Here is a 25,993-nt window from a genome sequence, read left to right as displayed (position 1 = left end):
TGACGTTTTCTCAGCGGTGGTCATTTCCAGATTCTGTTGAGGGTGAGGGCGGCGCGGGCGATGTCGCCGATCCGGCTGGGGCTGAGGGTGATGTACTGCAGGGTGCGCCAGCGCTGCTTGAGTTCGGCTGCGGCACGTTCACCGAGAGCTCGGACGCCTCTGATCAGGCTGTTCGTGGTGCGCGTATCGGCGTCCAGGGCCCGTTCGGACCGGCCCTTCGGGCGGCGGACGGGGACGAGGATGCCGATGCCGGCGCCGATGTAGCCCTTGTCGGCCAGGGTGGGCAGGCCGTCGGCCGCCGCCTTGTACAGCGCGGGGAGCGCGTGGATGCGGGCGGCGGTGATATCGGGGGTGGAGCCGGGCTCCACCTCGGAGACCCACAACGGGGCGCCGTCCGGGGCGGACAGGAACTGTACGTTCCCGCCGAATGCCCTGTGCTTCTGGCTGAACCACAGGTCGTTGCCGTTGTCGCGGACGCCGGCGAGGCGGTCCGTTTCGATGAGCGTGCCGTCGAGGATCACGTGGGTCATGCCCTCTTGTTGGCAGCGGTCCAGGACCTCGTGCAGGTCGGGGGCCTGGGCGGCGAGGACGTCGATGCCTTCGTGCAGGTAGCGGTAGCCGGTGGCCTGGGAGATGCCAGCGTCGCGGGCCAGGCAGTGGACGCAGCCGCGTTCGCGGAACCAGCGCAGGACCAGCACGGCCTGGCGGAACGAGCCGAGCGCGCGGCTGCCGCGCGGGGTGCCGATTCGGCGGCGGTGGGCAGCGAGCAGACGCGAGAGGTGGTCCACGACGTGGCGCGGGACATCGAGCGTGGCAACATAGGTGACCAACGTGAAGCCTCTGGTGGTTACGGACATGATCTTGTGGTGAGACCTGTCCTACCAGGGGCTTTACGTCTGTCCACGGCCGGGCCCAGCTCGTCCGGCCTGCTCACGTATCGAGTGGTTCATGACGCTTCGCGTAGATCATTTCGCTGAGAAAACGTCACTGATCGCGACCAACCCGGCTGTCAAATGACAACTGCATGGTCCGGCGTTGTGGCGTGCGCCAGCCTCATGTGGGCAGGGGGCCAGCCAGTTGTCGCTTGGTCGGTCCATCCAGTCCGAAGTCCCATGTCGAGGATTTGGGCACGGTCGTGAGACTGAACGGCTGGACACGAGCATGAGACTCCACAAAAGCCGCAGTTCGGAGTCCCTTCGTAGGACGTGAGCCGCGAGATCCTACATGAATCCAGCCCATCTGTCATCGAATCCAGCCGCCCGCCGCAAAGTTGGGCCCGCAGCTGGCCGAGGCCCGGCGTGACACGGGTGATCTTGGTCCAGAACCCGTCCAGCAGGAGCTTCATCGCTGCGCAGACAGCCCAGCCGCGGTCACAAAAGCCTGGTCGGGAGGGCTCAATGCAGTTCCTGCGCGCGAATGTCCCGTTGGCAGTGGTCACACAGGAGCTGCGCGGCCTCGTGCTCGGGGTAAGGCCAGGGAACACCGCAGCCATTGCAGGTGCCCAGGGTGCCGGCTGGGAAGCGGGCCGCACACTCCAGGCAGTAGTGCAATTCGGCGATCTCAGGGGACACGAAGTCCACCAGATCAGCAAGCGTCCATGCTCCGCAGGCGGGGCACTCGCACTGCTCGGTATCCAAAGCGGACTGAAAATGCTCGGCCAAGGCGCCCGAGGACCAGTCCGTGCTGCAGAAGTGACAACGGCCCCCGCCCGCGGCGAGGATGAGGGCGAGTTGCCCGCAGGAGGGGCAGGAGGTAGTCGAACGCTCCTGGCCCTTCAGTGCGTTACTGCGTAGCCGGTGCATCCGCTTCGCTACGAAGGACCGGATGGTAGTCAGGCCCCCACGGGTTCTGTCCATGTCCTGTGCGATCTCCCGGATTTCCTCGTCGGCAAGGTGCGGGAGAAGTTCCTCGTCGAGGAAGCGGACCAGGAAGTCGAGGACGACGACGGCGCGAGCTTCAACCGCGCGCGCGTTGTGGGTAAGGCCGAAGTGCTGGAGTGCATTGCGGTCATCGGCGAGGGCCTTGAGCGCTTTGACGTCCTGATCGCTGACAGATATTCGAGCGATGTTGCGCAGCCGTTCCACTGCGGCGATGGTGGTGCAGCTTTCGAAGGAATGGTCGGCGAGAGTCTTGGTCGTGGCCTTGCCGGGATCCTTGAACACCAGGCTCCAGTGCTCCCGGAAGAGGCGGGCCTTGAGTAGGACCTCGGCCGCGGCCTGCAGGTGCAGGACGGCGTACTTGATGTCGCGGGGCTCGACCCCGGTCGCCTCGTCCAAGTGGTCAACGACGCTGCGCAGGTAGTCCACACCGTTGGGGATGGGCGGAAAGTCCAGGTCGCCCTGTCCCAGGCTTTGGCGCCGATTGGCCGGCATGGCGTCCTGGAGACGGGGGCGCGCGCCCGAAGTGTCCTTCTCCGACGCTCCTACGCGAACGTCTCCGTTCTGGTGGGAGCTTGAGAGTGCGTCGGCTATCACGTCGTGAGGCTACCGGAGAACCGTAAATGTCCTGTACCCGAGCTGAAGTTCGTGGGGGCGATGCCTCTTGCGAAAGCCGGACTCAAGTCCTGGGCATACAAGGCATACCAAGGCGCCGGCCGCCATGTCCGTGTTCCGTTCCGGAATCGTCGGCTCAAGCAGTGGCAGCGACGACACGGATCCGCAGTGTCGGCGAGCAGGCTATAGCCCCTCTGAAGGGCCAACATCGTGAAGGCTGTCCTCGTCCTTCACCACGCGTCAGCATGAAGTTGGAAACGGCTCGCTGTCCCCGGCCCCGCCCCAACGACAGGGTTTGGTGACAAGCGGGCTGGATTCGTTGGCAACGGACACGAACTGCCCGAACATCACCTCGTGTAGGGTCTCGCGGCTGATGTCGTAATCTCACGAGCCGTGTTGTACCGACTAGCGCGTGGGTGCTGCTGCTCAGCGCCTCGTGTCCTGTCGCACTGAAGCCGGCGGATTCTCACTCGGTCTCAACCGTGTTGTCGGATTCTCACTGCTTCACCCGCCGCGCTGGTGTTCCTGGTGTCCCGTCTGGCTGAGCTTGGAGGAGTCTCACTGATCTGAGCGGGGCGGCTTCGCTGGCTCCTCGGGGAGGAACAACACAACCTCATGCGACTGCCCGAGGTCCTGCGGGCCAACCGCCGGCACCAGCGGATCGTCCGCCGCGGCACCCACCCCTCCACCGCGCTGGCCTACGTTGATGCCCGCGACCGCCTGGTCAAGTGGTTCACCAACGAGATCAGCAGCCCGCCGCTTCGACAGCGTTGGAACCACCGCCTCGACGTGCTGGGCGAGGACCCGTTCGGTGATCCCCACCGCCCCTCCGAGGCCCGGATCGAGCTGGTCACCTATCCCGAAGCCGTCGTTCTCACCGGCCTGCTCGCCTCACCGCACTGGCGAAACCACCCCCAGTGGCCGACCGAGGCGGCGCAACGCTTCGGCATCGCTTCCCGGCAACTTCCACCGGGCCTTGCCCCTGAACAGGACCAACAGGAAGAAGGGCCGCCCCGTGAATGATCTCCAGGAGTTCCTGGCATGATCACGGCGTGACCAGTGAGCTTGTGCAGCCCGGCCCCAGGAAGTGCGTCCTCTTCGATGTCGACGGCACATTGATCGACGCCGTGGACAACCAGCGCCGGGTCTGGGCAACGTGGGCGGGGCGATACGGGCTGGATGCGGCTGAGGTCTATCGGGTGGCCCTGCGGACGCGGCCGATGGAGACCTTCGCGAAGGTGGCTCCGGACCAGGATCCAAGGGAGTGCCTGGCTGCGCTGCACGAACTGGAGGACGAGGATGTCCGGTCCGGCGTCTATGCGGCCTTCGACGGCGCGTCGCAGCTGCTGGGCACCCTGCCGTCGGGGGCGTGGGCGCTCGTGACCTCCAACTACGAGCACCGGGTGCGCGGGCGATTTGCTCGGACGGGCCTGCCGGTCCCGCGTGTCATCGTGGACGCCGCCGCAGTGGAAGAAGGCAAACCCTCGCCCGTGCCCTACCTGTTGGCCGCCGAGCAGCTCGGTGCCCGGCCTGAGGACTGCCTGGTCATTGAGGACGCCCCGTCCGGAGTCGAAGCTGGGCTGCGGGCCGGCATGACGGTGTGGGGAGTCAACACCGCGGCTGCGGTGGCCGGAGTGCACCGTCACTTCGGGAGCCTGCGCGAAGCAATCCCCGACATCCTCGCCTTCGCGTCCGGGACCCGTCCGGACGGATCGATCGCAGTGGGATGATCATGGTGCGACTGGTATCGAAGTCAGCCGCTGAACGCATCATCGACCACCTCGGGGCGAAACTCGCGCTTGAGCGCCGCAAGCGGTTCGGAAGGGGCACCGTGCTGGGCCTGGCCCGGAAACTGCCACCTTCACTGCGAATTCTGGAAGCTGGCGTCTCAGCGTCCTGACGAGGCCCAGCTCAATAAGCACCGCCCTCGCCATGATCGATGAGATGCGTGCTCGACACTGGCCGCACCTCGTCCAGGACGCATTGTCTCGCCCGTCGTAAGTCGCAGCTCAACCTGTCACCCCACAGGTCAACGGCCCCATCTCTGCAAGATCTAATGAGACGGGACACCTGGCCTGTCTCAGCGGGGTCTGATCAATCTCACCAGCGCGTGAGTGGCACCTCCTCTACCGTGTCGCACCATGACCATCCTGATCATCGGCGGCAGTGGATTCCTGGGCACCGAGCTGGTCCGCCAGGCAGCAGTAGCGGGCCATGCGACGGCTGCGACCTTCGCCACCCGGCCGGCAGCACTCCCGGAGGTCTCCTGGCACGCCCTCGACCTACGCGACTTTGACCGCATCGAGGCAGTCATGGCCAAGGTGGAACCTCGCGTGGTCGTCAACGCCACGAGCGGCGGACCCGATTGGACGGTCACGGCCGAGGGACCGGTCCGCCTGGCGATGACCGCGGCGAAGCACGGCAGCCGCTTGGTCCATGTATCCAGCGACGCCGTGTTCTCCGGCGTCCGCGTTCACTACGACGAATCCTGCCTCCCCGACCCGCTCACCCCCCACGGCGCCGCGAAGGCCGCGGCGGAGACCGGCGTCCGCCTCGTGAACCCGGGCGCCGTCGTCGCACGAACCTCCCTGATCATCGGCGACCAGCGATCGGAACACGTACGCGCGGTGCACGACCTCGCGGCCGGCACCCGTACCGGCGTCCTGTTCACCGACGACATCCGCTGCCCCGTACACGTCGCCGACCTGGCCGCCGCCCTCCTGGAACTCGCGTCCAGCGACCGGTCCGGCGTCCACCACCTGGCAGGAACCGACGCCGTGAGCCGCCACGAACTCGGCACCCTCATCGCCCGGCGTGACGGGCTCGACGCCTCCCAGCTCCCTACCGGCCTGCGGGCCGACAGCGCACTTCCCGGAGCACTCGACGTCCGGCTCGACAGCCGTGCCACCCAGGACCGGCTCCGGACCAGGCTCCGCGGCGCCCGCCAGTTCCTCGCCCTGGGGACGTGAGCTCCTCTTCCCAAGCGATGCGATCGCCCACGCTCAGACTCCGGCGAGACTGCGCAGACCTCGATGAGACGGGACAGCTCCGGAGCTCTGGCCCCTCCCCGCCACGTGAGCCCCGGTTCCGCGAGAGCCAACTCGGCTGAGAACATCGTCCGAGCCAGTTCCCACACCACCTGGCAGCCCCGCAGGTCACAGCCCCACCCGCTGCCAACTGCAATGAGACGGGACACCTCGTCTCGTACCTGGTCAGGACCACGCCGCCGGGAAACGTCCGCGTCTCCACCAGGTTCAGGTTCACCCAGCTGTCCAGCGCGGTGAAGAACGGCGTGCCGCCGCCCACCAGGACCGGATAGGCGGCGATCGCGTACTCGTCGATCAGCCCGGCGCGCATGGCCGCCCCGGCGAGCGTTGCGCCGCCGATGTTCATTGGGCCGCCGTCCTCGGCCTTGAGCCGGGTGATCTCGGCGATCGCGTCGCCGGTGACCAGGCGGGTGTTCCAGTCGACCTTGTCGATCGTCGAGGAGAACACCACCTTCGGCGTGTCCCGCCAGTTCCGCGCGAACTCGATCTCCGCCGGGGTGGCGCCCGGCTGCTGGTCGCCGGTCGGCCAGTAGGAACTCATCGTCTCCCACAGCTTGCGCCCATACAGCGACAGGCCACTCGCCCGCTCGTGGTCGAGCCACCACTGGAACAGCTCGTCGCTCGGCGGTCCGCTCCAGCCGATGTCGTCGCCGGCCGCGGCGATGTAGCCGTCCAGGGTCAGGTTCATGCCGTAGACCAGTTTCCGCATGTCTCAGCCCCCCGTCCGTGGGCGTCCGGCGTATAGACCAGCGCGGCACGGGAAACTCATCGGTGCGCGATCTGGGCTCGCCGGTAGCCCTCGTGCTCGGGGCTCAGCGTGGTGTACTCGGCCGACTCGGACAAGCCGCCTGATCTCGACCTCGCCCTCGCCCTCGCCCTCGCCCTCGCCCTCGCGAGGGAATGCCACGGATTTGAGACTGATCATGGGTGACAAGGCCGTGAGACAGCCAAGAACGCCCAGGTCACGCAAGATCGACATGTCACGAGCGGCGAGACTCTACACCTCGGACGAGCGTCTTAACGACGGCCGGATCACCCCCGTCACAGCCCCGCAGACGGCTCGGTACCCAGCGCCGGGAGCGGTCCGGGGCCGTGCCAGAGTGATCCGCATGATCCCCGCACACGTTCCCGACGAGCCGCCGTTGGCCTACGCCGACAGCTTCGACATACCGGTCCTGTTCCGTAGCGGGCCCGCGAAGAAACCCCGGCGGCAGTGGCGGACGGCCAAGCACAAGGCGTGGACCGGATCGGACGGATTCCCGGCCGCCGACGGCTGGTACGCGCCGACCACCACGTGGCGGGAGATCATCAAGGCCGCCACCGAAGTCGGCCGCGACGTCACCCCGCACCTGCAGAACCAACCGCGGTACGCCCACGGGGAACTCGTCGCCCGGGTCTCCCCGCTGTACGCCTACCTCGGCGCGCACCCCGTGACGCCCCGGCATCCCGTGCCGGGGGCCAAAGGCCGGCGCCTGACCTGGAACCCGGTATACGCGCACGGCACCGAGCGCAGCGCCAAGATCGCCGCCGGCTACCGGCTGGGCATGACGATGACCGAGTGGGCCTGCCGCTCACTGCTGGGCCTCGGCCAGACCGAGCACCTCGAACTCGGCGGCCCCATCCCCGCCCTGCTCAAGACGTTCAAGGACCCGAAGAAGAAGCTGCCCGACCTGTGGGGGCGTCACGAGGTGGAGCAGTTGTACTGGCTGATTGAGGCCAAGGGCGGCGACGTGGGGCTCAAGAAACTCCGCGAGGGGTGGGAACAGCTGGCGGCCGGCAGCAAGGCCCTCGGCGCGTACGGGCACCGCACCGTCCTGGTCGGAGCATCCGTACGGCCCGACGACGACCTCTTCCTCACGATCGACCACGACCTGCACCCCGGCCAGCCGCCACTCGCCCCTGCCGGATCCGATGCCGACGACGAAGCAGCGGGCCCGGGAAACCTGGAAGACCGCCTCGGCGACAGCGACGACGCGCTCATCGGCGCTGCCCGCGCCCAGATGCTCGCCTACCTGGCACTGCGCTCGGCTCCCGCCTCGCAGCTGCGCACCGTACCCGTTGCCGCCGACCGCGCCTCCCGCCGCCGGCGCTCCGGGCTGACCACTCCCCTGGAAGACGACAGCCTCACTCTCGCCATGCGAGCCGACGCCCGCGGAGCAGCGACCGGCACAGAACAGCACGCCTTGCGCGCCGGAATCCGTTCCATGGGCCTCGACGACTTCCTGAGCTGCCGCATGCCCGGCACGGAGGTCCACCTCGGCATGTCCCGGAAGCTGTTCGCCGCCTGCGAGCGCCTCCACGAGGAAGACCTCGCCATCGCCCGGCGCACCCCAGGACTGCGCGCCGAGGACCAGCCGCCCGCCGACCTGGAACTCAGCGACGAAGCCCAGGAAGAACAGCGACTCACCCAGCGGCGCATCTTCCGCGAACAACAGGAGGAAGCCCGCCCACGGCTGCGTCCTCTGCTCCGCGACGCCTACGAGCGAGGTGCAGCGACCGACTGGAGCGACCTTCTCCGTCGTGCCCAGGAGCCGGAACTCGACCTGGGGGGCGACGAGAGCCTCCTCGAAGCAGCGACGCCGGAAACCTACGTAGCCGTCAGTCGGTACGACCTGCCCCCCGCACGCGTCTAGCTTTCCCCGCACGACGACCGTAGCGATGGGTTACCTCGTCTAGCAGCTCACCTGCAAGGATGCGGCATAAATCGAACACATGATGCAATAGCTGGTATGCGTTGCTCTGCTATCCCCGAGGACCTGGTCGCCGCGCAGTGCGCCTGGGAACGGACCTATCGGAGCCTTGCCGATCCGGCCAACCGGCAGCGGACGACGGCCCTCCGCCGCCGCCTGCTGCGGCTATCGGTCCAGGTGTGGTGGCATCCCTACTGGCAGCAGGCCGGCACCGGGCAGCAGGCAGCGCTGCGCTCCTCGGCGCGGGAGCTGGAACCAGGGGCCCGCTAGGTCACCAGCCCGCGCGGTGACCGGCGACCGGCCGGATCCCCTCCGGCCGACATATCGCTCACGCTGCCGGACGGACAAACCGTGCGGGTCCGGCTCCACGCACGCCAGAAGGTCGCCGGCCCCCATCCATGGCGTTACCTCGTAGGCGTCCCCTCCTGGATCGCGCGTCCGAACGGGGTCGAGGCGGCTGAGTACACCGTCTGGGTGACCGACCGGCAGCTGACGCCCATCGAAGGAGTGGATCTGTCCGGCGTGCCGACCCGGCGTCTGCCCGGCCCTCCACCACAGCCGGCCCCCGGCTGGGTAGTACGTCCCGCGCCCGAGCGCCGGGGGCGGACGGTCGTGCACGACGCCGCATGCCGCCACGCCTCGGGCGGCGGGACAGAGCTGGGCACGCAGGAAGCCGTGGACGCCCTGATGCGAGACGGCGTTCGAGCTTGCACCGACTGTGACGCGGCGGCGGTACTGGTCCCGGCGCTCGAACTCGGCCAAGGGCACGGATAGCGCAGCGACGGTCGCTACCCTCTGCCTGCTATGGAGATCCCGGAGCCTGCCGGCCCGCCATACCTCGATCCCGACCGAGGGGATCCGCAGCGGCCGGTCTGCGGAATCTGCCCGGCCACCCGTTACCCACGAGAGCAGTTCGTCGTCTACAGCAGGCCCTCCTGGGCGTGCCCCTTCAACCCGGCGGACGGGCACCGCTACACCCTCGACGAGGGAGTTCCCGCCTGCGTGCACCCGGACAAGATCAACCTGGAGCCCGGCAGGATCGCGCCGCCTCCGAAGACACCGCTGGACCAGGAGGAGGCACCGGCTCGCCCTCGGGGGTGGCGGCCTCCCTGGTGCGCTCGCCTCACGCGTCGGCAAGGCCGGTCATGAGGCACCGGTCCGCCAGGACGCGCCAAGATCGGCAAGGTGCCTGCGGAGTGCGCCGCGCTGCTCCTCCAGGTCCTGCGAGGCGGGCGACAGTAGATAGACGTTGTCCCGGTAGGGGCGGAAGCCCAGGCGCTCCCACCCCTGGGCGATCCTGGCGTTCACGCGGTCCCATTCGGCCTTGTCCGTCAGCCGGCGGCTGTTGAGGTCGGTGATGCCGGGCGAGCAGGCGACGGCCCGGCAGCCGGACATGAGCCGGGTGATCGCCTCACACGCGAGTACGGCCGCCAGGCCGTGCCCGCGCCACGGGGGATCCAGCGTCACTCGATCCATGACGAGCAACGCTGAGCCGACGTACTCCAGCCGTTCGCTGACTTCGTCGGTGAAGGAGCCCGTCTCGGGATCGAGGAGGACCTGGGCGGTCTCGTACAGTTCCTCGGACTCCTCCTCCATGGCCCAGAAGGCGTTGCGGCCTCGGTCGAGGTGCACCCGGAAAAACGTCATGGACCCGACGGGGGCGTCCTCGACCGTGCGGAGCTGGGCATCGGGGGCCGCGTACCCGCTGGGGCCGGCTGGCTCGTGCCCCGCGGCGCGGGTGCGTCGGCGGTGTAGGACGGCCACGTTCCAGCGCTCCAGCGTGTCGGCCTGCGGGGTGTCCCAGAGTTCGTCGTCGTAGGAGATGCGCAGGTGCAGCTCGGAGGGATCGCCGGGGAGCGAAGAGGGGTCGATCACTGCGGCAGCGTAACGAGGGCCGCGCGCGTGCGTGGACGACAGAGCCCCCGGATTCCAGGCTGTGGAATCCGGGGGCTCGGAGTCGTGAAGAGAGTGGAGTGCGGGTTACCTAGCTAGCTCTCGGTGGAGTCGTCGGTGGGGCTGTCCGTGCGGTTGCGGCGTGCCAGGAGGAGAGCGCCTCCGCCTGCTGCGATCAGCACGGCGGCGCCGCCGATCAGCCACGGTGTGGCGTCGGCTCCGGTGTGGGCGAGGGAGCCCGTCGGCGCCTTCGGCGTGGAGTCTCCGATCGGGGTCGCAGCCACAGGTGAGGAGTCGGGCTCCGGCGTGTCGCTGTCCGAGGCGAAGGGCGTGGTGCCTCCGGTTCCGCTACTCGGCTTGCCGGGACTTGACGGGGAGTGGGTGGGCTTGTGCGTCGGCTTGGCTGAGGGGTCGGGCTTCGGGTCGGTGGCCGTCTTGGCGTTCGTGACGGTCACCGTCACCGGGGCGCCGGGACCCGCGGTGAACGTCTTCGTCGGCTTGTAGAGGTCGTAGCCGGCGGGGGCCTTGATCTCCTTGACCCAGAACTGCGTACTGCGGCTCGACACGGGCAGTTCACCGAAGGCCGTGCCCTTGGCGCCGGTAGTCAAGGTGAGCAGCTTGGAGGCACCGGTGCCGATGTTCACGGTAGCCCCGGGCAGGAGCTTTCCGGTCTTGTCGTCCTTGGCCTGCAGGAGGACCTTGGCGGCCTTGAACGGGTCGTTGATCGTCAGCCGGGTGGTCGCGCCCGGGGTGACGATGACGTCCTGGTCGGCGACGACCTCGTGGAACGGGCTGCCGGACGCCGTCTGCTTGAGCCGGTAGACGCCCGGTGCGAGGTCGGGAAAGGTCAGCTTCCCCTGGGCGTCGCTCTGACCGCGTCCGGCTTCCTGGCCGGTGGAGTCGAGCAGCAGGAACGCGGCGCCGGGCAGGGAGTCTCCGGTCGTGTCCTTCGTGGTGATCTCGACGCTGCCCGCGTCCGGAGCCGGGGTCTCGGCGGGAGCGGCGGAGGCCGAGGTGGTCGGTTCGGAGGGCTCGGCGCTGGCGACCGGCGCCCAGGTCAGGGTGCCGGCCGCCGCGACGGCGACGGCAGCAGCGGATCGAACGAATCGTGCGTGCACGAGGAAGAGGACTCCTTAGGACAGGGGACGAGGAAGGTCATCGGGTGTGGCCAGAGGCCGGGCGGGAGGTGGCGGGGCGACGGGTGTGTTGCCGTTCAGTTGCTTGCCTGTCGGGGTGGCGAGGTAGAGGGCGCGGCGGGTCTGGGTGGGGACGTCCTGGACGGTGCGCCGCAGTGGTTCGGTGGAGATGAGCGAGGCGGTGAAGGCCGCGACAAGTGTGGTGGGCGTACCGAACGAGAAGCGCGCCGTCCAGTGCGGCTCACTGGGATACCCACCCCAAGCCCGCCAGGCCAGCTCGCTGGAACCGCCGGTGGCGTAGCGGTGGCGTACACCGCCGAGTCCCTCCGGGGTGAGGAAGGTCTGGGTGCCGTCGGTCTTGGCGGCGTGGCTCCAGCCGCGGCTGAGCAGCGGCGCGTACGCCTCGTACGGTGCCGTCGCGTCTTGGAACAGCCGGTCCTGGTCGCTGTGCCTGTCTTCGAGATAGAGGTCGAGCAGCTCGCTGTGGACGTCGTGCAGCATTTCGGCGGGGGTGGTGGCGTCGAAGGTGATCTGCCAGGCCGGCGGGGTGAACGGGGCCCGGTGCGCGTTGATGGTCCACCTGCCCTTGCCAGGCTTGTCGGGCTGGGGGTCGAAGGTGGTCTGCAGGCGTAGGCACGGGCTGAACGCGGCGGCCGTGCCTGCTTCGGTCTGGGCGAACGGCCAGCCCTCCTCGAAGGGGAAGGCCCACACAGCGCGGGGGTCGACGGCTCCGGGGCCTGCGAGGTGACGAGGCAGGACCTGCACTTTCTGGGCCGGGTCGAGGTTCTCAAAGGGGTGGGTGAGCACGGGCAGGGCTCCTGCGGAGAAAGAACGGGCTGCCGGGTTGGAAGGGTGCGGCTCAGCGAGTGCGAGCGCCGCCGCGCGCGGTTGGCGGGGTGGAAGCCGTGTGCGCGCTCCTGCCGGCGGCGCGGTTCGGCGCGGACGCCGCCCATGCCCCCGGGAACCAGACAGCGGTGTATTGCTCGATGGCGTCGCGAAGTCCGGTGAACTCAGCTCTCTCCCAGGGTGGTTGACCGGCGCGGTGGTACTTGTTGAAGGTGCCGTGAGTGGAATTGTTCAGGGGCCTGTTGCTGGCCACGTCGCGGCGGTGGAAGGTGCCGTGGTCCAGGAAGCTGAGGGTGACCGCATCGATCTCGCCGCGGTCCGGGTGGACGACCGCAAGGCGTAGACCGCCATAAGTGTCCGCGTAGATGGTGCGGGTGAAGTCGATTCGGAGCCGAAGGTGCGTGCCTGGAGTCGGCGCGGCGAGGTAGGTGTTGCCAACGACGGTGCTGTCGTGAAAGGGGAGGCGGAGTTCGGCGTAGAACTCAGGGGCTTGCAGGGACAAGGAGGATCTCCGGTCGGGTCAGGAGCGTGCTACCGGCGCGGGCCGGGCAGCGCCGGTCGGCTGGTGGTGCTCCAGCGCGGGACGCTGGCCGCGGGCAGCGCAGCCGGACGGCGGGTGGAGACGGCTCGCTGCACGTCGAGCGGAGTGGGAGCCGGCGGGCCGGGCGGGAGGATCGGGGTGAGCTGGGCCATCCCCTTGATGTAGCTGGAGGTCACGTCGCGCCATCGGGGCAGTGGAGCCGGATCGGCAATGCACTCGGTGACGGCGGTGAGCAGGGCGACGGGGGTGTCCGTGCTGGCCGTGGCGTACCAGACGGGCCGGTCGATGGACTTGCCCGCCCACAGCTGCCAGCGGGCCTCGCGCGTGGTGAGTTCGGCTTCCGGATCGAGGTCGCCGGTGGTGAACTCCATGCCGGCGAGCCTGTCCGGGGCCTGGACCGCGAAGACGCCCCAGCGCGGACGGTCGATCTCCCAGCCCTGCTTCAAAAGCGGGGCGACCGCGAGGAAGGGATCGTGTTCGTCGATGCCGGAGATCGGCCGGGCGAGGTAGGCGTCCGGTCCATGCTCGTACGCCGCGGCGAGGACGGTGGTGAACGCGGTCACGAACTCGGTGGGGACACGGTCGTTGAAACAGACGCCCCACGCGGGCGGTCCGAAGGAGTCCTTGTAGGCGTTGATGCGCCAGAGTCCGTCGTCCTCGCCTTCGGGCAGGTAGCCCAGGCGCACGCGCCGGTCGGGGGCGCTCACGTACGCGTTGGAGTCCTCGTCGTGCCGGAGGTCCCAGCCGAGGTCGAGCAGCGGTGCGAGGGCGGGGTCACCGGTTCCGGTGGTGGAGGCGAGGTGGCGCGGGGAGACGTAGACGTCGCCGTCGATGTCGTGGCGCGGATCGAGCTGCCGGGTCATCGGTCCGACCTCGTGGTGATGGTGATCTCGTCGGCGGCGGTGTCTAGGCGTTCGGTGACCTCGGCGGTGGTGCGGCCGGTGACGATGTAGAACCCGGCCCGGGCGGTGAACAGGTCGCCGTCAGGCGGCAGGACGAGCTGGTCGCCGATCTCGCGGATCCACTGCACCTGGCGCAGCCAGGGGGTGTGGGCGGCGAAGGGCTGGTTGATGTGTCGTGCGGTGAGGGTGCCGGAGGCGGTCGGGTAGAGCATGCGGATGCCCGCGGCTCCGCTGCGGTTCGGGGTGAGGTCCGGTGCCCGGCCGCAGGCGAGGTCGGCGGCGGCCTTGGGCAGGTCGATGCCGGTGGCGAGGCGGACGAGGTGGCCGATCATGTCGCCGCCGATGCGTGCGTTGACCTCGATCAGCCGGGGCCGGCCGCCGACGAGGCGCATCTCGACGTGCTGCACGCCGTCGGTGATGCCCAGGGCCTTGACCGCGGCAGCGGCGGCCGGTGCGACCTGGGCCAGGAGCGGGTCGGTGGCATCGACGGTGTGTCCGGTCTCGTCGAAGTAGGGCGGCGGCCCCAGGTGCTTGCGGGTCACGGCGACCGCGCTGGTCTGGCCGTGGTGGGTGATGCACTCGACGGAGACTTCGGGGCCGTCGAGGTACTCCTCGACCAGGACGCCGGTGTCCTCGCGGCTGCGGCTCGCGCCGGCCGAGGCGTACGCGAACGCGGCGGGTAGTTCTTCGGGGCGGTCGACGCGGATCACGCCGATGCTGCCGGCGAAGGCGGCGGGCTTGATGACCGCCGGCAGGCCAAGAGTCATCATCGCCAAGCCGGCCTCCAGCAGGGTGTGCGCCTTCATCGAGGCGGCCGAGGGCACGCTGTGGCGGGCGAAGAGGGTGCGGGCGGTGGCCTTGTTACGGCAGGCCCGCATTACTTCGACGGAGGGCGAGGACAGGCCGAGCGCGCGGGCAAGGCGGGCGGTGGGGACGAGGTTCCACTCGTCCCAGGTGACCACGCCGGTGAGGTTGTGGCGTGCGGCCAGAGCCCGGCCTGCGGCGAGCAGGGCTGCGGGGTCGCTCAGGTCGACGACGGCGTGGTCGACGATGAACGGCTTCTCCCACGACGGCGCCGCGCCGGTAAGCAGGGCGACGTCGTACGCGGCGGCCACCTGCTCCAGGCAGTAGCCGCGATAGGTCTCGTCGCCGGGGGAAACGACGAGTACGAGGGGGCGAGCGGACAAGAAGGGTTCTCCGTATCGGTGGACGGCGGGACGAAGGAAGAGTGGAGGGGTGTCTCAGGCGGCACGGCGGCGACGCAGCTCGAACGCCGACGCCCAGTGCGGGTGTTCGTTGATCAGGCGGCGGGCGTAGAGGGCGGTGAAGTTGTTGTTCAGCCCGACGACGCCAAACGGAAGTTGGCGGCGCAGGTCCTCGAAGAGGTCCTTCACACCGACGCGCGTGGCGCCGGCGGCCAGGCGGCCGGCGGCCAGGCGGCGGGCGGCGAGGCGTTCCAGAGCGCGGTAGACGTGCGGGTTGCGCGCGTCGAAGGCGTGGAACCGCTCGGTGATGGTGCGACCGCTCGCGCGGGTCGCCCCTGGGAAGGCAAGAGGCATGAGGAAGTTCTCCACGGGCCGGGGCGCGACAGGGTCAGGTGCGCAGGGCGGGATCGGTGCGCAAGCGGGTGAAGGCGTAGAACAGGCCGAGGGCCTGCAGGGCGGCGCAGGCGGTGATGGCCTGGCTTAGTGCGTCGGGTGGGGTGAGCGCGGTGAGTACGCCGGCGACGGGGAAGGGCAGCAGGAGGATGAGGATGGTCGCCGACAGGGTGCTGCCGAACTTCTCCGGTGGGATCAGGCGGGAGCGCAGGGTGCGCAGGACGACCGTCATGCCGCCTTCGGCCGCCATGAGGACCGCGACCAGGACCAGGTAGGACAGGTAGTCGGGGGCTTGGGCGGCGGCGAGACAGGCGAGTGAGGCGAGGGCCGCGCAGGCGGCGCCGACCGGCCACAGGCCCAGGCGGTCGATCGCGAACCGGCAGAACGTGACGCTGAGGAGCGTCGCTGCGGCAGCGGCGGACCAGACCAGGCCGACGGCAGTGGTGGACTGCCCGAAGTGCTTGACGACGATCACCGGGCCGGCCGCTTGGAGGAGACCCGTGGCCAGGTTAGAGAGCGTCAGCCCGGTCACAAGCCAGCCGAGCGCGGGAAGAGAGCGGATGGTGCGCCACCCGCTGAGGAGACTGGCGCCGGGCCGCCCCTTCGGTGTCCGGGCCGGCGCGAGGGGCGAGGGGGGTGTGCGCAGGGCGAGCAGCGCGGCGAAAAGCGAGAGCACGGTGATCACCGTGAGCATGGGCGGCGGTCCGGCGAGCAAAAGCACTCCGGCGAGTGCTGGGCCGGCCAGGGTTGCGGTCTGGTCGATGCCGAGCAGGACGGCCTGGACTCGGTGGGCCCGCCTTCCTGCTCGGCGGCCGGCGGCGGCGCCCGCGGTCTCGGCCGCGATGTAGCTGAACTCGGTGAGCACGCCGGTGGTGGCCGCGAGCGCCATCACGGTCGCGCTCGCCACGGTGCCGGACGGGTGGAGGTGGAGAAGGATCGCGCCGGCGGCGAGGGCCAGCGCGCGTCCCAGGGAGGCGAGGTGGAAGACGGCGGCCGCTCCGCGCCGGTCGACGATTGCACCGGCCCACCCGAACGCGGCCAGCCGCGGGATCCATTCCAGGGCGAACGCCAGCCCCGTCATGGCGGCGGAGTGTGTGGTGGCCAGGACGAGCAGCGGGATGCCGTAGGTGGACATGGCGGACGCGAGGGCGTCCGCCATGCGCGGCAGGTAGACGCTGCGCAGCAGTCCAGTGGTGCGGCACGCCTGCCGGGAAGTATTCGCTGCGTTCACGTGCCCCGCTCGGCATCGGACACGCGGGTGACCTGCGGATTGTCGGCCAGCCACTGGAGCAGGAGGGTATGGGGACGGGCCAGGCCCTTCTCGGCCTCGGCGCTGGGCAGGCCCGCGACGGAGGGCCGCGCGAGGCTGTCGGTGCTCTCGGCCGCGAACGAGGCTGTCAGCAGGTCGAGGACGTGGCGGATGCGGTTGCTGAACTCGCAGACCGGAGCCGGGTATGCGTGGCGTCGGGCCCAGCGCGCGGTCGCATCGTACAGGTCTGCCAACTCCGACCCGCTGTCTGTGAGTTCCAGGCCGGCGCCGGGCACGGTCCGGACAAGACCGTGAGCGCGGGCGGTTTCGGTCGCACTGCGCAGTTGGTGCGAGGAGAGGTCGGGGAGGGTGGCGGCCAGCCGTCGCGGCGGTATCGCCCCGTTGTCGTCGATCTCGGTGACCAGGCGGATCAAAGGGCGCGAGGCCAGCAGCTCGACCGCGTTGCGTACCTCGGCCGTGGTGAAGCGGGTGGTCATCGGCGCGGGCCTCCCGCCGGGACGGCCGCCTTCGGGCGGGCGGTCGTGGCATCGGAGAAGAGATCTCGGTTCTGCCAGGCCGGAGCGGACCCGACCGTCCGAGCGGGTGGGAGCGCTGGGGCCGGCCGGGACGGGCTGCTGACCCACGGCCTCGGCGTGGCCTTCATCTGCGGGTGCCCCCAGACCGGGTGGTGGGCCGCCTGGTCGAGGGGCTGCCCGGCGGACCACGCGGACAGCGCGCCGAGTACGGGACCCAGGCCCTCGCCCGCCGCGGACAGCCGGTAGGGCCGGCCGGTGCCCTCGGTGTCGGCCAAGCCGTCGGCCACGAGCTGGCGCAGCGGCGGGTAGACGTTGGTCCAGTCGCTGCTGGGCATCACGATCCGGGCCAGGGCCCGCCCGCTGACCTCCTTACGGGACTTGAGCACCCACAGAATCGCTGCGGCGTGCCGCCGGGTGAGCAGGGTGAGACTGTCCTCGATCTGCTCGATCGCGGGCAGCGGACGGTCCGCCTTCTCCAGGTGCTCCTCGGCCCAGGTGACGATCACCGGCAGGACCGGCAGCAGGGCAACGCCACGTTCCGTGTGGCCGTAGGTCACGTGCCGTGCGGTGTGTTCAGTGCGCTGGACGAGTCCGGCGTCGCACAGCGCCTTGAGCTTGGGGTGGAGCTGGCCGTTCTGCAGCCAGGACACCTTGGCCGCCAGCTCGCTGTAGCGCAGCGGCGGGCCGGAGAGTGCCAGGAGAATCCTCGCGTTCCAGCGTGGAGTGATCATGGCGAGGGCCTCGGTGACCCGAGCGATGTCGGCATCGGTGTCAGGAGGCAGAGCGGTAATGGCCAAGGGAGAAACTCCTGGGTGAATAAGGGGGGATCGCCTGCGGGTCAGCGGCTGTGCGCCGCGCTCTGCGCTGGGAGGGGCGGAGCCGGTAGCGGCGGGGACGGCTCTGGGGCCGGAACGCGGGCCAGGCTCTGCAGAACAGCGGCGACCGACTTGGCCTGGACCTCGCGGACGGCGACGGCTTCAGCGAGTCGGCGTGCGCCGTCGAAGAGGTGGGAGACCTCGTGCCGGCCGATCTGCCGCTCGGGGTGGACGAGCCGGGCGAGGTGATCGCGGTGGAAGTCGATACTCCGCTCGGCGAGGGCGAGGTCGCCGTGCATGCCGAGCAGGGCGGAGAGCATGCCGGGCGGCTGATCCTGAGCGTGGGCGGTGAGGTCGGCGAGCGGCGCGCCGTACAGGTCCTCGATCCGTCCGGCTATCTCGGTGGACGTGAGGTGGGGCAATCGGGGGCTTTCACGGTCGGTGGGCCCGGGCCGCCCCGGCACGTTGAGGTGCCGGGGCCGCGGACGGGGGCAGGGGTGCGGTGGCCTTGAGCTGCGTCATGCGGACGGACGGGGCCTGCTGGTCGGGCGGGGGCATCGTGCGCAGCAGCTCGCCGAGGGCGGCGCGGTAGCCGTCGCGGGCATCGAGCGCCGCCTCCAGCCACTGCGCGTCGAAGCGGAGCTTGTCCGCCGACAGCTCGCCCATGTCGCGCTCCGGGTCCATGTCGGCGTGCACGCGGTCGCGGACGCGGGCGACCTGCTCCTCGGCCAGGGCGAGGAACGAGCGCAGTTCCAGGGCGCGGGCGAGGGCCGGAGAGGCATCGTGGCCGGCAGCCGCCTCGTACAGCTCGGAGACCGGGCTGCCGAAGACCTGCTGCAGGTCGGCGTCCATGGTGCTGGCCGCATCCCGGCTCATCGGACGCCCCTTGCCGACCGCCACGCCGACGCCGGTGCGGCTGTACCCGCGGGCTCGTGGGGAGCGCTGGTCTGCACCGCAGGCCCGGTTCGGGGCCGAAGGCAGGCGAGGCGCCCTGCGGCGAGGTCCTTCTTCCCCGGAGCGTCCGGGTCGAGGAGCCATCGGACGACCATGGCCCGACCGTCGCGCGCGGTGACGGCCGCATTCACCCGGTGGGCGAGGCCCATCGTCGGGTCGTCGACCTCGCTGCGCTGTGTTTCCAGCGCGGTGAGGAGGTCGTCCTGCGCGCGGTCGAGCACGGTCTGGGCCTCGGCGAGAAGGCCGTGCCACTTGACGACATCGGTGGCGCCAGGATTCGCCAGTGGAGCTGCTGCGACTGCGGCCTTCAACTGGTTGATGTCCATGCCGAAGCGCGCTTCGATCCGTTCGGTGAGCACGCCCACGACATCCTCAGGCTCATCGGATATGCCGTCGGACAAAAGGAAAACTCCCGTTCTGGAAAGGCCGATGCTGGGGGAATGTGAGGGGGCGTCCGTGCACGGCGACTCAGCCGCTTTCGGGCACCTGCTGGGGGCCTGTCAGTCGAGGCACATTCGGACGTCGCGGTAGACGTACGTGCCGGAGACCCAGCCCTTGACGCCGGTCGTCTTGTCGGTGATGTAGAGCCCGTTGCCGCTCTTCTTGGACACGGTGAACTTGTGACTCTTGTAGAGCACGCCGAGCGCGGTGGACGTCGAGCTGGCCTTGGACCGGATGATCACGGCCGTGGCGTGCACTTCGTATGGCAGCGGCGGCAGGGACGAGCAGCTGCTCGCCGGGGCCGCAGAGAGGGCGGCGGGTGCCGCGCTGGCGGTGGTGGCGGAGAGCACCGGCAGGGCGAGCGCTCCGAGCATCGCCGCGGAAATGGCAATTCGGGTGGAGCGCATGCGGAAGGAACCTCCGTAAAGGCATAGGGATTGCGTGGAAGGGCGCCGCGGGAGTTGTTCCGGCGGCTGTATAAGAGTCCGGAGAATCGCCGGTTTGGCTAACCGGCGATCGTCGGCTATGTTTCGCCAGCCGCGGTCGGGCGTGGGGCTCAGCGCAAACGGCCGGGCGGGCGCGGGGCAGGGGCCTTTGGCACACAGGCCACGCGGCTGGCTGCGGCTGGGGGGCGGACCGGCGGGAGAGGACCGGCCTCGCCGGTGAGGCGGTCATCGCACCACTGCAGGGCCTCGCCCACCGTGTCGAAGCCGCCTTCGCGCAGGGTGTGCGTCCAGGCGTCGGTGTCGACCTCCTCGACCACGACACGGAACGGGCTGGGGGCTCGCTCGTCCAGGGCGCGCAGTGCCACGACGGTGACCATGTCGTCCGGGTCGTCGCAGGTGTAGGAGTAGCCCATGGCGTAGTGGTCGCCGTCGCCCGCGAGGCGTCGCTCCAGCGCCCGAGTCGCCTTGTCCGCCGGCGGCGGTGACCCCAGCTCCGGGTTGAGGCCGATGGCGTCGTGCGGGCAGCCGCGGTGGATGAGCCAGGACTGCGCCATAGCGGGCAGCGGCAGCAGTGCCTGCTCGAAGTCGAACGTCTCCTCCTCTCGGTCCCGTTTCAAATGGACGGCGACGTATTGCGGCATGCCCGGGTGCCCGTAGGTAGCGGTGCGGTCGAACAGGACGTAGTAGCTGTGCGTGCCGTCGTGGTGTTCGGCGAGGGGGACGAGCATGTCCTCGTGGGCGGCGACCTTGCGGTAGAAGTCGAGGTACCTCTCTTCGTCGGCGTCGAAGTCGTCCAGCTCGAAGTCGACTTGGGGGATGGACTTCCGGGCTGGCGCCGGTTCGGTGGGAGACAACAAGGGCCTTTCGGTGGAGTTCAGCGTCGCTGCGTCGGGGCGGATGGCGATGTGCCGGGGCGGGCCGGGAGCTTGGGTGCCTGGGTCGTGGGCGTGCGACGGACGGTGAGCAGTGCGGCGCGTCCGGCGTCGGTGAGGGCGACCGGCCGGCCGGCGTGTACGGGGTGGTCGGTGTCCCGGACGACCAGGCCGGCGTCCTCCAGCCACTGCAACTTGGCGTGAGGGATACGGGTGCCGGAGGCGGCTGTGACGGATATCCGGCCCCAGATGTTCGTAGAGCTTGGCGCCGCCAGCGATGGCGAGCAGCGCGGCCTGGTCGTCCGTCGAGAACTGCTGCGCGTCGGGCGCCGAGGCCAACGCGGCGGCCTCGATCGGCTCCAGTGCGGCGCGCACCTTCCTAGCGGCGGCGTCCCGCTCGGCGGCGGCCTCTCCCAGCTGGTCCACGGTGCGGTCGATGCGCGTGAACAAGGCGCCATCGACGTCGAACTCGCCACTGGACAGACGGTTGAGGAGTCTGAGGTAGAAGGTGACGCCGGTCTGGGTCTCGGCCAGCTCGCGATGCCGGTCGACGAGGTGGGTGTGGGGCTCGTCGAGGACGCCGCGGTCGCGGTAGGACCACAGGGTGTCGATGTCGTGACCGGTGACGGCTTCGATGCGGTGGTCGAGCGGGGAGAGCGCACGCCGGGCGGGTGTCGGCGCGGGTTCAGGAGGCATAGGCGACGCTCCGTGCGTTCAGCGGGAGTGATGGTGTGCGGGACGGGGCAGAGCCGGCAGCGCGGTGGGCGGCGGACCGAGCCGGGGCGCGGGAGTGCGGGTGGTCAGCTGCGGGGAACGGGAGCGGGCCGCATGGGTGCGGGCGCTCAGCGGCCGGCGGGTCATCCCCAGGCGGCGACCGACCTCGTCGTAAACGTCGTTGCCCGCACGCGGCCGGACCGCGACGACGTGGATCTCCTTCGGGTGCGTGGACTCCGCAGGCGCCGGGCGGACGCCGTAGACGACGCGCCAGTCCTTACGCGAGTCCACGAACAGCTTCCGGAATCCCTCCAGGTCGCCGTCGAGACGCAGCCCAAAACGCTGCGCGTTCACGACTTCCTGCAGGTAGGCGAGGGTGAGGTCGCGGATATCGCTGGGGGCCTGGAGGAGATCGGTCAGCGCGCGGGGGTCGAAGCTCAATCCGAAGGCGGGCTGTCCCTGTCCCGCGTTCATGACGTCGGCTCGTCCGGCTCCGCGGCTTCCTCCGTGGCCACCGTCTCCGTGCGCACGGACGGCGGCGGGCCGGGCAGAAGACGGTGCGCGGGCCGGTCGGGAGAGGTCATGCAGGCCGAGAACGGGCCGCCCGGTGCGCGGATCGCCGCGACGGCGTGGGTGAGGAAGTCCCGGTGCCACACGAACAGGCCGCTCAATCCGACTTCGGGGTCCTTGTGCTGCTGATAGGCGAGCCACAAGGCATGGAGCCAGGCCACGACGTCGTCGTGTTCCTGCCACTGCAGGCACCAGGGCGCCGCGGTGGTGACCTCTGCCCCGTAGACCGGGAGGAAGAAGTCGTCGACCCAGTCCGACAAGGCGTCGAGTTCGTCTTCCCGTTCCTCCCCGTCGAGTTCCAGGATCGGGCGGGGCTCCGGTGGAGCAGCGGCCGGCGGCCCGCCAAGTCCCGGCATGCCGAACGCGGCGAACGGCGATCCGGCCGGCGACGGGGCGGACGCGAGGTGGTCGAGCTGCTGAGCCTGTTGCGTCGACTGCTCCATGAGCCGCCGCACGCTCGCCTCGATTCCCTCCAGCTGCGGATCCGGAATGCGAACCGGCTCCAACTCTCCATCGTCGGGCGGCTTTGTGGATTCGGGCATGAAAAGTTCGGCCTCCTATGAGACGCGGGATGAGAGAAGCGCGGAAGCGGCGACGTGCGGCCCGGTCAGCGAGTTACACGTCCGCTCCGGCGGTATTCCGCCGACGGATACGTCTGGGAGCCGGTCGCCTTGCCGGCAGGCAAGGACGTGGCTCAGACGGTGAGAACCACGTCGTCGTGCGTGAGGGTTGCGCGGATCGTCTCGGTGAGCCGGTCGGCCGCAATCGATGCGTAGTGCTCGGTCTTCTCCACACCGATGAAATCCCGGCCTTCCAGCAGAGCGGCCACGCCCGTGGAGCCGGAGCCGGCGCAGAAGTCGAGGACCGTGCCGCCCTCGGGGCTGATCTTGACCAGCTCGCGCATCACCTCGACGGGCTTCTGCGTGATGTGCTGGCGCTTCGCCCCCGACGGCTGCGAGGCACTGTAGAGACCGGGCAGGTAGACCGGATTGCGGGAGCCGTCAATCGGCCCCTTGGACGCCCAGACGATGAATTCACAGTTCTGGGTGAACCGGCCCTTCTGGGGCCTGGCCTGTGGCTTGTGCCAGGCCAGCACACCGCGCCACAGCCATCCGGCCGCCTGGATCGCGTCCGTCGTGATGGGAAGCTGGCGCCAGTCGGTGAACAGCAACGCGGTCCCGCCGGTCTTCGTCAGACGGTGCGCTTCGGTCATGATCTGCGTCAGCCAGAACCCGTAGGACCTCTGGTCCATGTTTTCGCCGGTGAAGTCCGGCAGGGCATGCTGGGCGTCGGCGGAGGTGTACTTCTGCTTCGCGGAGCGGCTGGTGCGCTCCTTCGCGGTCCTACCGCCTGAGTTGTACGGCGGGTCGGTGATGACGGAGTCGACGCAGCCGTCCGGAAGGCCGGATAGAACGGCCAGGGCGTCGCCCTGGTGAAGGGAAAAAGGCAAAGAGAAACCCCTATTCGGGTGCGGAATCGCGGAGGGAACTAGCCGCCTCGCGCAGGAGTCCTCGCGAGCCGGAAGTGGGCATGCGGAAGCCCGGGGCCGCAGACTGAGGAGGGCGAGGGAGTCCAAAAACTGTAGAGGTGAATCCGCCGACAGCCAAGAAGTGCCGTGCCGGGGTGCCGGATTCCGGCACCTCACGCCGGCTTTTTGGTCAACCGCCGATCCGCGCCTACTGTTTTTGAACCGCCCGGCGCACACCGCCGCTGGCTACCCCCTGCCACACCTCACGGAGGTATCCCCTGCCCCGGCACACCTAGAGCTCACGGCCCAGCCTGGTGGGGCGAGCGGCAACTCGCCCACACCGGCCCGCTCTTGATCGCCCACCCCGGCCGCCGCGCCCTTCCACCACGCCTCGCGCACGCGGCTCGCCGGACACCGCACCCCGAAGGACACGTTCATGACGTCTCGTTACCCACCCCTGCCCGACATCGCTGGCCGGCGAGCGGTCCGCTCGGGTTGAAGGGGCTCGCCGCCGGCGTCGGCGTCGTCTTCCTCTCCCCGATCCTGATCGCCTGCACCGGCATGATGCTGGCCTCCTCCGCCGACGCCGTGCAGAGCAACGGCTCCTTCAGCAGCTGCCTGACGGACATCGACACGGACAAGGTCGCCGAGCAGGTAACCAAGATCCTCGACGGCGCGTCCGGCAAGAACGTGCACATCAAGGGTCTGGACGTGCCCGCCGAGCAGGTCCCCAACGCGGCGACGATCGTGGCCGCCGGCCTCTCGCTCGACGTCCCCAAGAAGGGGCAGATCATCGCGCTCGCCACGGCGATGCAGGAGAGCCGACTACGCAACCTCGGCTCTGGAGACCGCGACTCGCTCGGCTTGTTCCAGCAGCGTCCGTCCCAGGGATGGGGCAGCGCCCAGCAGATCCAAGACCCTGTCTACGCCTCCGAACAGTTCTACAAGCACTTGCTCAAGGTCGACGGCTGGCAGCAGATGACTGTCACCCAGGCCGCCCAAGCCGTGCAGAAGTCCGGCCTGCCAAACGCGTACGCGCAGTGGGAGAACCTGGCCACCGCGCTGCGGGCCGCCATCGCCAAGACCCTCCCCGGCGGCGGCAAGGATCCGGACCAGGGCAAGCAGCCGTCGACCAGTATGTCCGGCTGCACTCCTGGCGAGGACGGTTCCGGCTTCGGCCGCATCCCCGAGGGAAGCGTCCCCAAGGGCTACGCGATCCCCAAGGACGCCGACCCGAAGGCGCGCATGGCCATCGCATGGGCGATGCAACAGCTCGGCACGCTGTACCAGTGGGGCGGCACCTGCACAAACTCGCACGGCCCCGACCCCATGGGCCGCTGCGACTGCTCCAGCCTGATGCAGCAGGCGTACGCGCATGCCGGCGTCACGCTCACCCGCACCACGTACACGCAGGTCAACGAGGGCAAGGCGGTCTCGCCCACCCAGCTCAAGCCCGGTGACCTGATCTTCAGCCGCGGTACCGCCGCCCGGCCCGAACACGTCGGCATGTACATGGGCGAGGGCCTCGTGATCGAGGCGCCGCGCACATCAAAGCCGGTCCGGATCACTCCGATCAAGGACTGGGCGATTCTCGCCGCCCGCCGCGTCCTCTGACGCCGCCCCGCCCGGCACCGCCCGGGCGCACCGCTGCCGCGGCCATTTCTGCGCCCGAGCGCACCTGTCTCCCCGCTTTCCTCTTCCCGTCGGCCTCGCCTGGCCCACGTATGCAAGGAGCCCCGCCGCCTCTATGTCCGCCCCTCTCGCAGACCGTGTCATCCAGCTCGCCTACGACCCAGGTATCTCGCCCAAGGGCGGCGGGCTACCGGGCCTGAGCGTGCTGAAGAACGTTGTCAACTCGATCAACCTGTTCGGGATCATCGCCGTCGTCGGCGCCCTCGCCGTCTCGCTCGGCGTATGGGCCTGGGGTCACCACACCGGTGGCCACCAGGCCGAGGCCAACGGCAAGAAGGGCGCGGTCGTCGCCGCGGGCGCCGCCCTCGGCCTGGGCGCCGCGAACGGAATCGTGGCCTTCTTCTCCGGCCTGGGGTCGCAGGTCCACTGATGCAGAATCGACTCCCCTTCCTCTCGCTCTCCTCGTATGGCGCGAGCTGGTCGGCCAACCGGCGCATCGCGATCGTCACCTGCGTCGTCGCCGTCCTGCTCGGCATCGCCGGGATCGTGGCCGTGCTGACCGGCGGCGGGAACAGCCACCAGGCCCCTGTCACCGCCGCGCCCACCCGCGCGAACAGCCCGTCCTCAACGGAGGCTGCCCCAAAGCCTTCCTCCGGGTCCGGGTCGGTGCCCAAGCCTCCGCAGATCGCCGAGCCGGTCGCCTACGCCAAGGCGGCGGCCCAGATGCTGTGGTCGTACGACACCCGCGACACCAGCCGCGACCAGCAGCTCGCTGGCATGCGCGCCTGGATAACGAAGGAGACCAAGTACGCCGACTGGGTCTCGGTCTCCGGCCAGGTTCCCGACCCGGTGCTGTGGTCGCGTATGGCCGACCAGGACCAGCACGCCACCGGCACAGTCACCGAAGGCCACTACCCCGGCGCGTTCAAACAGGCCCTCGCCGAGGATCCCACGGCGATCACTGAGGCTTACATCTACGTCGTCACCGTCAACGGCAAGCAGCAGATTGCCTGGAAGGAGGGCGGCGGCGGAGCCGAGGAGCGCGCTGTGACCCTCGCCGTGCAGTGCCGTCCCGACCACGACTGCACCCTGGCCGCCATCGCACCGAGCGTCACGCAGTGACCCGCGCCTGACACAAGAAAGGAGGAGTG

The 25,993-nt window shown here is 69.6% G+C and carries 29 protein-coding genes and 3 pseudogenes; 10 read left to right on the top strand and 22 right to left on the bottom strand.

Going from position 1 to position 25,993, the window contains the following annotated elements; translation table 11 throughout:
• Nucleotides 1-20: 20 nt before the first annotated feature.
• The gene (locus tag ACTYVM_RS21365) at nucleotides 21-830 is read right to left on the bottom strand and encodes a transposase family protein (protein WP_445524258.1); all 810 of its coding nucleotides are present in this window, start codon (nucleotides 828-830) and stop codon (nucleotides 21-23) included.
• A 564-nt stretch (nucleotides 831-1,394) separates the two neighbouring features.
• A complete protein-coding gene (locus tag ACTYVM_RS21360; RefSeq protein WP_445527455.1) occupies nucleotides 1,395-2,474 on the bottom strand; it encodes a hypothetical protein in 1,080 nt (359 codons plus the stop codon).
• A 633-nt stretch (nucleotides 2,475-3,107) separates the two neighbouring features.
• Between ACTYVM_RS21360 and ACTYVM_RS21355 the strand changes: the two genes are divergently transcribed.
• The 4 genes and pseudogenes from ACTYVM_RS21355 to ACTYVM_RS21340 all read left to right on the top strand — a co-directional run bounded on the left by ACTYVM_RS21355 (nucleotide 3,108) and on the right by ACTYVM_RS21340 (nucleotide 5,461).
• Nucleotides 3,108-3,515: a hypothetical protein gene (locus ACTYVM_RS21355; protein WP_445527454.1), complete on the top strand. Its 408-nt coding sequence runs from the start codon at nucleotides 3,108-3,110 to the stop codon at nucleotides 3,513-3,515.
• A 29-nt stretch (nucleotides 3,516-3,544) separates the two neighbouring features.
• Nucleotides 3,545-4,222 (top strand): HAD family hydrolase, encoded by a 678-nt coding sequence (locus ACTYVM_RS21350; protein WP_445527453.1) that lies wholly within the window; start codon nucleotides 3,545-3,547, stop codon nucleotides 4,220-4,222.
• A gap of 14 nt (nucleotides 4,223-4,236) precedes the next feature.
• Nucleotides 4,237-4,356 (top strand): annotated as a pseudogene (locus ACTYVM_RS21345) (IS5/IS1182 family transposase); the annotation flags it as partial.
• Between the two features lie 277 nt (nucleotides 4,357-4,633).
• Nucleotides 4,634-5,461 carry an SDR family oxidoreductase gene (locus tag ACTYVM_RS21340; RefSeq protein ID WP_445527452.1) on the top strand — a complete coding sequence of 276 codons (828 nt, stop codon included), beginning with the start codon at nucleotides 4,634-4,636 and terminating at the stop codon, nucleotides 5,459-5,461.
• A 226-nt stretch (nucleotides 5,462-5,687) separates the two neighbouring features.
• Here ACTYVM_RS21340 and ACTYVM_RS21335 read toward each other — a convergent pair.
• A pseudogene (locus ACTYVM_RS21335) lies at nucleotides 5,688-6,248 on the bottom strand (dihydrofolate reductase family protein); the annotation flags it as partial.
• A 400-nt stretch (nucleotides 6,249-6,648) separates the two neighbouring features.
• Between ACTYVM_RS21335 and ACTYVM_RS21330 the strand changes: the two are divergent.
• The 3 genes from ACTYVM_RS21330 (at nucleotide 6,649) to ACTYVM_RS21320 (ending at nucleotide 9,003) form a co-directional block, all read left to right on the top strand.
• The gene (locus ACTYVM_RS21330) at nucleotides 6,649-8,172 is read left to right on the top strand and encodes a gamma-glutamyltransferase (protein WP_445527451.1); all 1,524 of its coding nucleotides are present in this window, start codon (nucleotides 6,649-6,651) and stop codon (nucleotides 8,170-8,172) included.
• 96 nt (nucleotides 8,173-8,268) lie between these two features.
• The gene (locus ACTYVM_RS21325) at nucleotides 8,269-8,499 is read left to right on the top strand and encodes a DUF8825 domain-containing protein (RefSeq protein WP_445527450.1); all 231 of its coding nucleotides are present in this window, start codon (nucleotides 8,269-8,271) and stop codon (nucleotides 8,497-8,499) included.
• Between the two features lie 81 nt (nucleotides 8,500-8,580).
• Complete coding sequence (locus ACTYVM_RS21320) at nucleotides 8,581-9,003, top strand: DUF6233 domain-containing protein (RefSeq protein WP_445527449.1); 423 nt, start codon at nucleotides 8,581-8,583, stop codon at nucleotides 9,001-9,003.
• Nucleotides 9,004-9,372: 369 nt separating this feature from the next.
• Here ACTYVM_RS21320 and ACTYVM_RS21315 read toward each other — a convergent pair whose 3' ends face one another.
• The 19 genes and pseudogenes from ACTYVM_RS21315 to ACTYVM_RS21225 form a co-directional block, all read right to left on the bottom strand.
• Complete coding sequence (locus ACTYVM_RS21315; RefSeq protein ID WP_445527448.1) at nucleotides 9,373-10,104, bottom strand: hypothetical protein; 732 nt, start codon at nucleotides 10,102-10,104, stop codon at nucleotides 9,373-9,375.
• Between the two features lie 113 nt (nucleotides 10,105-10,217).
• The gene (locus tag ACTYVM_RS21310) at nucleotides 10,218-11,240 is read right to left on the bottom strand and encodes an MSCRAMM family protein (RefSeq protein ID WP_445527447.1); all 1,023 of its coding nucleotides are present in this window, start codon (nucleotides 11,238-11,240) and stop codon (nucleotides 10,218-10,220) included.
• 15 nt (nucleotides 11,241-11,255) lie between these two features.
• On the bottom strand, nucleotides 11,256-12,065 hold the full coding sequence (locus ACTYVM_RS21305; protein WP_445527446.1) for an SPDY domain-containing protein: 810 nt from the start codon (nucleotides 12,063-12,065) through the stop codon (nucleotides 11,256-11,258).
• 52 nt (nucleotides 12,066-12,117) lie between these two features.
• Nucleotides 12,118-12,606 (bottom strand): hypothetical protein, encoded by a 489-nt coding sequence (locus ACTYVM_RS21300; protein ID WP_445527445.1) that lies wholly within the window; start codon nucleotides 12,604-12,606, stop codon nucleotides 12,118-12,120.
• Nucleotides 12,607-12,635: 29 nt separating this feature from the next.
• Complete coding sequence (locus tag ACTYVM_RS21295) at nucleotides 12,636-13,508, bottom strand: SPDY domain-containing protein (protein WP_445527444.1); 873 nt, start codon at nucleotides 13,506-13,508, stop codon at nucleotides 12,636-12,638.
• Nucleotides 13,505-14,734, bottom strand: a complete 1,230-nt coding sequence (locus ACTYVM_RS21290; protein WP_445527443.1) for an ATP-grasp domain-containing protein — start codon at nucleotides 14,732-14,734, stop codon at nucleotides 13,505-13,507. The genes ACTYVM_RS21295 and ACTYVM_RS21290 overlap by 4 nt, the downstream gene beginning before the upstream one ends.
• A gap of 54 nt (nucleotides 14,735-14,788) precedes the next feature.
• The gene (locus tag ACTYVM_RS21285) at nucleotides 14,789-15,106 is read right to left on the bottom strand and encodes a hypothetical protein (protein ID WP_445527442.1); all 318 of its coding nucleotides are present in this window, start codon (nucleotides 15,104-15,106) and stop codon (nucleotides 14,789-14,791) included.
• Nucleotides 15,107-15,140: 34 nt separating this feature from the next.
• Nucleotides 15,141-16,376, bottom strand: coding sequence for an MFS transporter (locus tag ACTYVM_RS21280; RefSeq protein ID WP_445527441.1), 1,236 nt, complete (start codon nucleotides 16,374-16,376; stop codon nucleotides 15,141-15,143).
• Nucleotides 16,373-16,891: a regulator gene (locus ACTYVM_RS21275; RefSeq protein ID WP_445527440.1), complete on the bottom strand. Its 519-nt coding sequence runs from the start codon at nucleotides 16,889-16,891 to the stop codon at nucleotides 16,373-16,375. Before ACTYVM_RS21275 ends, ACTYVM_RS21280 begins: the two co-directional genes overlap by 4 nt.
• Complete coding sequence (locus ACTYVM_RS21270; protein ID WP_445527439.1) at nucleotides 16,888-17,727, bottom strand: winged helix-turn-helix transcriptional regulator; 840 nt, start codon at nucleotides 17,725-17,727, stop codon at nucleotides 16,888-16,890. The genes ACTYVM_RS21275 and ACTYVM_RS21270 overlap by 4 nt, the downstream gene beginning before the upstream one ends.
• A 41-nt stretch (nucleotides 17,728-17,768) precedes the next feature.
• Complete coding sequence (locus ACTYVM_RS21265) at nucleotides 17,769-18,167, bottom strand: hypothetical protein (RefSeq protein ID WP_445527438.1); 399 nt, start codon at nucleotides 18,165-18,167, stop codon at nucleotides 17,769-17,771.
• A gap of 10 nt (nucleotides 18,168-18,177) precedes the next feature.
• Complete coding sequence (locus ACTYVM_RS21260; RefSeq protein WP_445527437.1) at nucleotides 18,178-18,621, bottom strand: hypothetical protein; 444 nt, start codon at nucleotides 18,619-18,621, stop codon at nucleotides 18,178-18,180.
• The gene (locus ACTYVM_RS21255) at nucleotides 18,618-19,100 is read right to left on the bottom strand and encodes a hypothetical protein (RefSeq protein ID WP_445527436.1); all 483 of its coding nucleotides are present in this window, start codon (nucleotides 19,098-19,100) and stop codon (nucleotides 18,618-18,620) included. The genes ACTYVM_RS21260 and ACTYVM_RS21255 overlap by 4 nt, the downstream gene beginning before the upstream one ends.
• Nucleotides 19,101-19,199: 99 nt before the next feature.
• The gene (locus ACTYVM_RS21250; RefSeq protein WP_445527435.1) at nucleotides 19,200-19,547 is read right to left on the bottom strand and encodes an SH3 domain-containing protein; all 348 of its coding nucleotides are present in this window, start codon (nucleotides 19,545-19,547) and stop codon (nucleotides 19,200-19,202) included.
• Nucleotides 19,548-19,696: 149 nt separating this feature from the next.
• Nucleotides 19,697-20,443, bottom strand: coding sequence for a hypothetical protein (locus tag ACTYVM_RS21245; RefSeq protein WP_445527434.1), 747 nt, complete (start codon nucleotides 20,441-20,443; stop codon nucleotides 19,697-19,699).
• 17 nt (nucleotides 20,444-20,460) lie between these two features.
• A pseudogene (locus ACTYVM_RS21240) lies at nucleotides 20,461-21,154 on the bottom strand (hypothetical protein).
• A gap of 18 nt (nucleotides 21,155-21,172) precedes the next feature.
• The gene (locus ACTYVM_RS21235; RefSeq protein WP_445527433.1) at nucleotides 21,173-21,646 is read right to left on the bottom strand and encodes a hypothetical protein; all 474 of its coding nucleotides are present in this window, start codon (nucleotides 21,644-21,646) and stop codon (nucleotides 21,173-21,175) included.
• On the bottom strand, nucleotides 21,643-22,185 hold the full coding sequence (locus ACTYVM_RS21230; RefSeq protein WP_445527458.1) for a DUF4913 domain-containing protein: 543 nt from the start codon (nucleotides 22,183-22,185) through the stop codon (nucleotides 21,643-21,645). Before ACTYVM_RS21230 ends, ACTYVM_RS21235 begins: the two co-directional genes overlap by 4 nt.
• A 251-nt stretch (nucleotides 22,186-22,436) precedes the next feature.
• A complete protein-coding gene (locus ACTYVM_RS21225) occupies nucleotides 22,437-23,192 on the bottom strand; it encodes a DNA-methyltransferase (RefSeq protein WP_445527432.1) in 756 nt (251 codons plus the stop codon).
• A 513-nt stretch (nucleotides 23,193-23,705) separates the two neighbouring features.
• Between ACTYVM_RS21225 and ACTYVM_RS21220 the strand changes: the two genes are divergently transcribed.
• The 3 genes from ACTYVM_RS21220 (at nucleotide 23,706) to ACTYVM_RS21210 (ending at nucleotide 25,964) form a co-directional block, all read left to right on the top strand.
• Nucleotides 23,706-24,824 carry a C40 family peptidase gene (locus tag ACTYVM_RS21220; RefSeq protein WP_445527431.1) on the top strand — a complete coding sequence of 373 codons (1,119 nt, stop codon included), beginning with the start codon at nucleotides 23,706-23,708 and terminating at the stop codon, nucleotides 24,822-24,824.
• Between the two features lie 133 nt (nucleotides 24,825-24,957).
• The gene (locus ACTYVM_RS21215; RefSeq protein WP_445527430.1) at nucleotides 24,958-25,272 is read left to right on the top strand and encodes a DUF6112 family protein; all 315 of its coding nucleotides are present in this window, start codon (nucleotides 24,958-24,960) and stop codon (nucleotides 25,270-25,272) included.
• Entirely contained in the window at nucleotides 25,272-25,964 is a 693-nt protein-coding gene (locus ACTYVM_RS21210; RefSeq protein ID WP_445527429.1) for a flagellar basal body-associated FliL family protein, read from the top strand. Before ACTYVM_RS21215 ends, ACTYVM_RS21210 begins: the two co-directional genes overlap by 1 nt.
• Nucleotides 25,965-25,993 lie beyond the last annotated feature (29 nt).

It is taken from the genome of Streptomyces cyslabdanicus (assembly GCF_052663305.1).
Note: the sequence above shows the minus strand (reverse complement) of the source record. Positions and strands in the feature narration are given on the sequence as shown.

Bases quoted from the DNA above. Each gene is read 5' to 3' on its own strand.
- ACTYVM_RS21355 (WP_445527454.1), top strand. From the start codon at position 3,108: ATGCGACTGCCCGAGGTCCTGCGGGCCAACCGCCGGCACCAGCGGATC.
- ACTYVM_RS21340 (WP_445527452.1), top strand. From the start codon at position 4,634: ATGACCATCCTGATCATCGGCGGCAGTGGATTCCTGGGCACCGAGCTG.
- ACTYVM_RS21330 (WP_445527451.1), top strand. From the start codon at position 6,649: ATGATCCCCGCACACGTTCCCGACGAGCCGCCGTTGGCCTACGCCGAC.
- ACTYVM_RS21325 (WP_445527450.1), top strand. From the start codon at position 8,269: ATGCGTTGCTCTGCTATCCCCGAGGACCTGGTCGCCGCGCAGTGCGCC.
- ACTYVM_RS21295 (WP_445527444.1), bottom strand. From the start codon at position 13,508: ATGACCCGGCAGCTCGATCCGCGCCACGACATCGACGGCGACGTCTAC.
- ACTYVM_RS21285 (WP_445527442.1), bottom strand. From the start codon at position 15,106: ATGCCTCTTGCCTTCCCAGGGGCGACCCGCGCGAGCGGTCGCACCATC.
- ACTYVM_RS21275 (WP_445527440.1), bottom strand. From the start codon at position 16,891: ATGACCACCCGCTTCACCACGGCCGAGGTACGCAACGCGGTCGAGCTG.
- ACTYVM_RS21260 (WP_445527437.1), bottom strand. From the start codon at position 18,621: ATGAGCCGGGATGCGGCCAGCACCATGGACGCCGACCTGCAGCAGGTC.
- ACTYVM_RS21250 (WP_445527435.1), bottom strand. From the start codon at position 19,547: ATGCGCTCCACCCGAATTGCCATTTCCGCGGCGATGCTCGGAGCGCTC.
- ACTYVM_RS21235 (WP_445527433.1), bottom strand. From the start codon at position 21,646: ATGAACGCGGGACAGGGACAGCCCGCCTTCGGATTGAGCTTCGACCCC.
- ACTYVM_RS21230 (WP_445527458.1), bottom strand. From the start codon at position 22,185: ATGGAGCAGTCGACGCAACAGGCTCAGCAGCTCGACCACCTCGCGTCC.
- ACTYVM_RS21215 (WP_445527430.1), top strand. From the start codon at position 24,958: ATGTCCGCCCCTCTCGCAGACCGTGTCATCCAGCTCGCCTACGACCCA.
- ACTYVM_RS21210 (WP_445527429.1), top strand. From the start codon at position 25,272: ATGCAGAATCGACTCCCCTTCCTCTCGCTCTCCTCGTATGGCGCGAGC.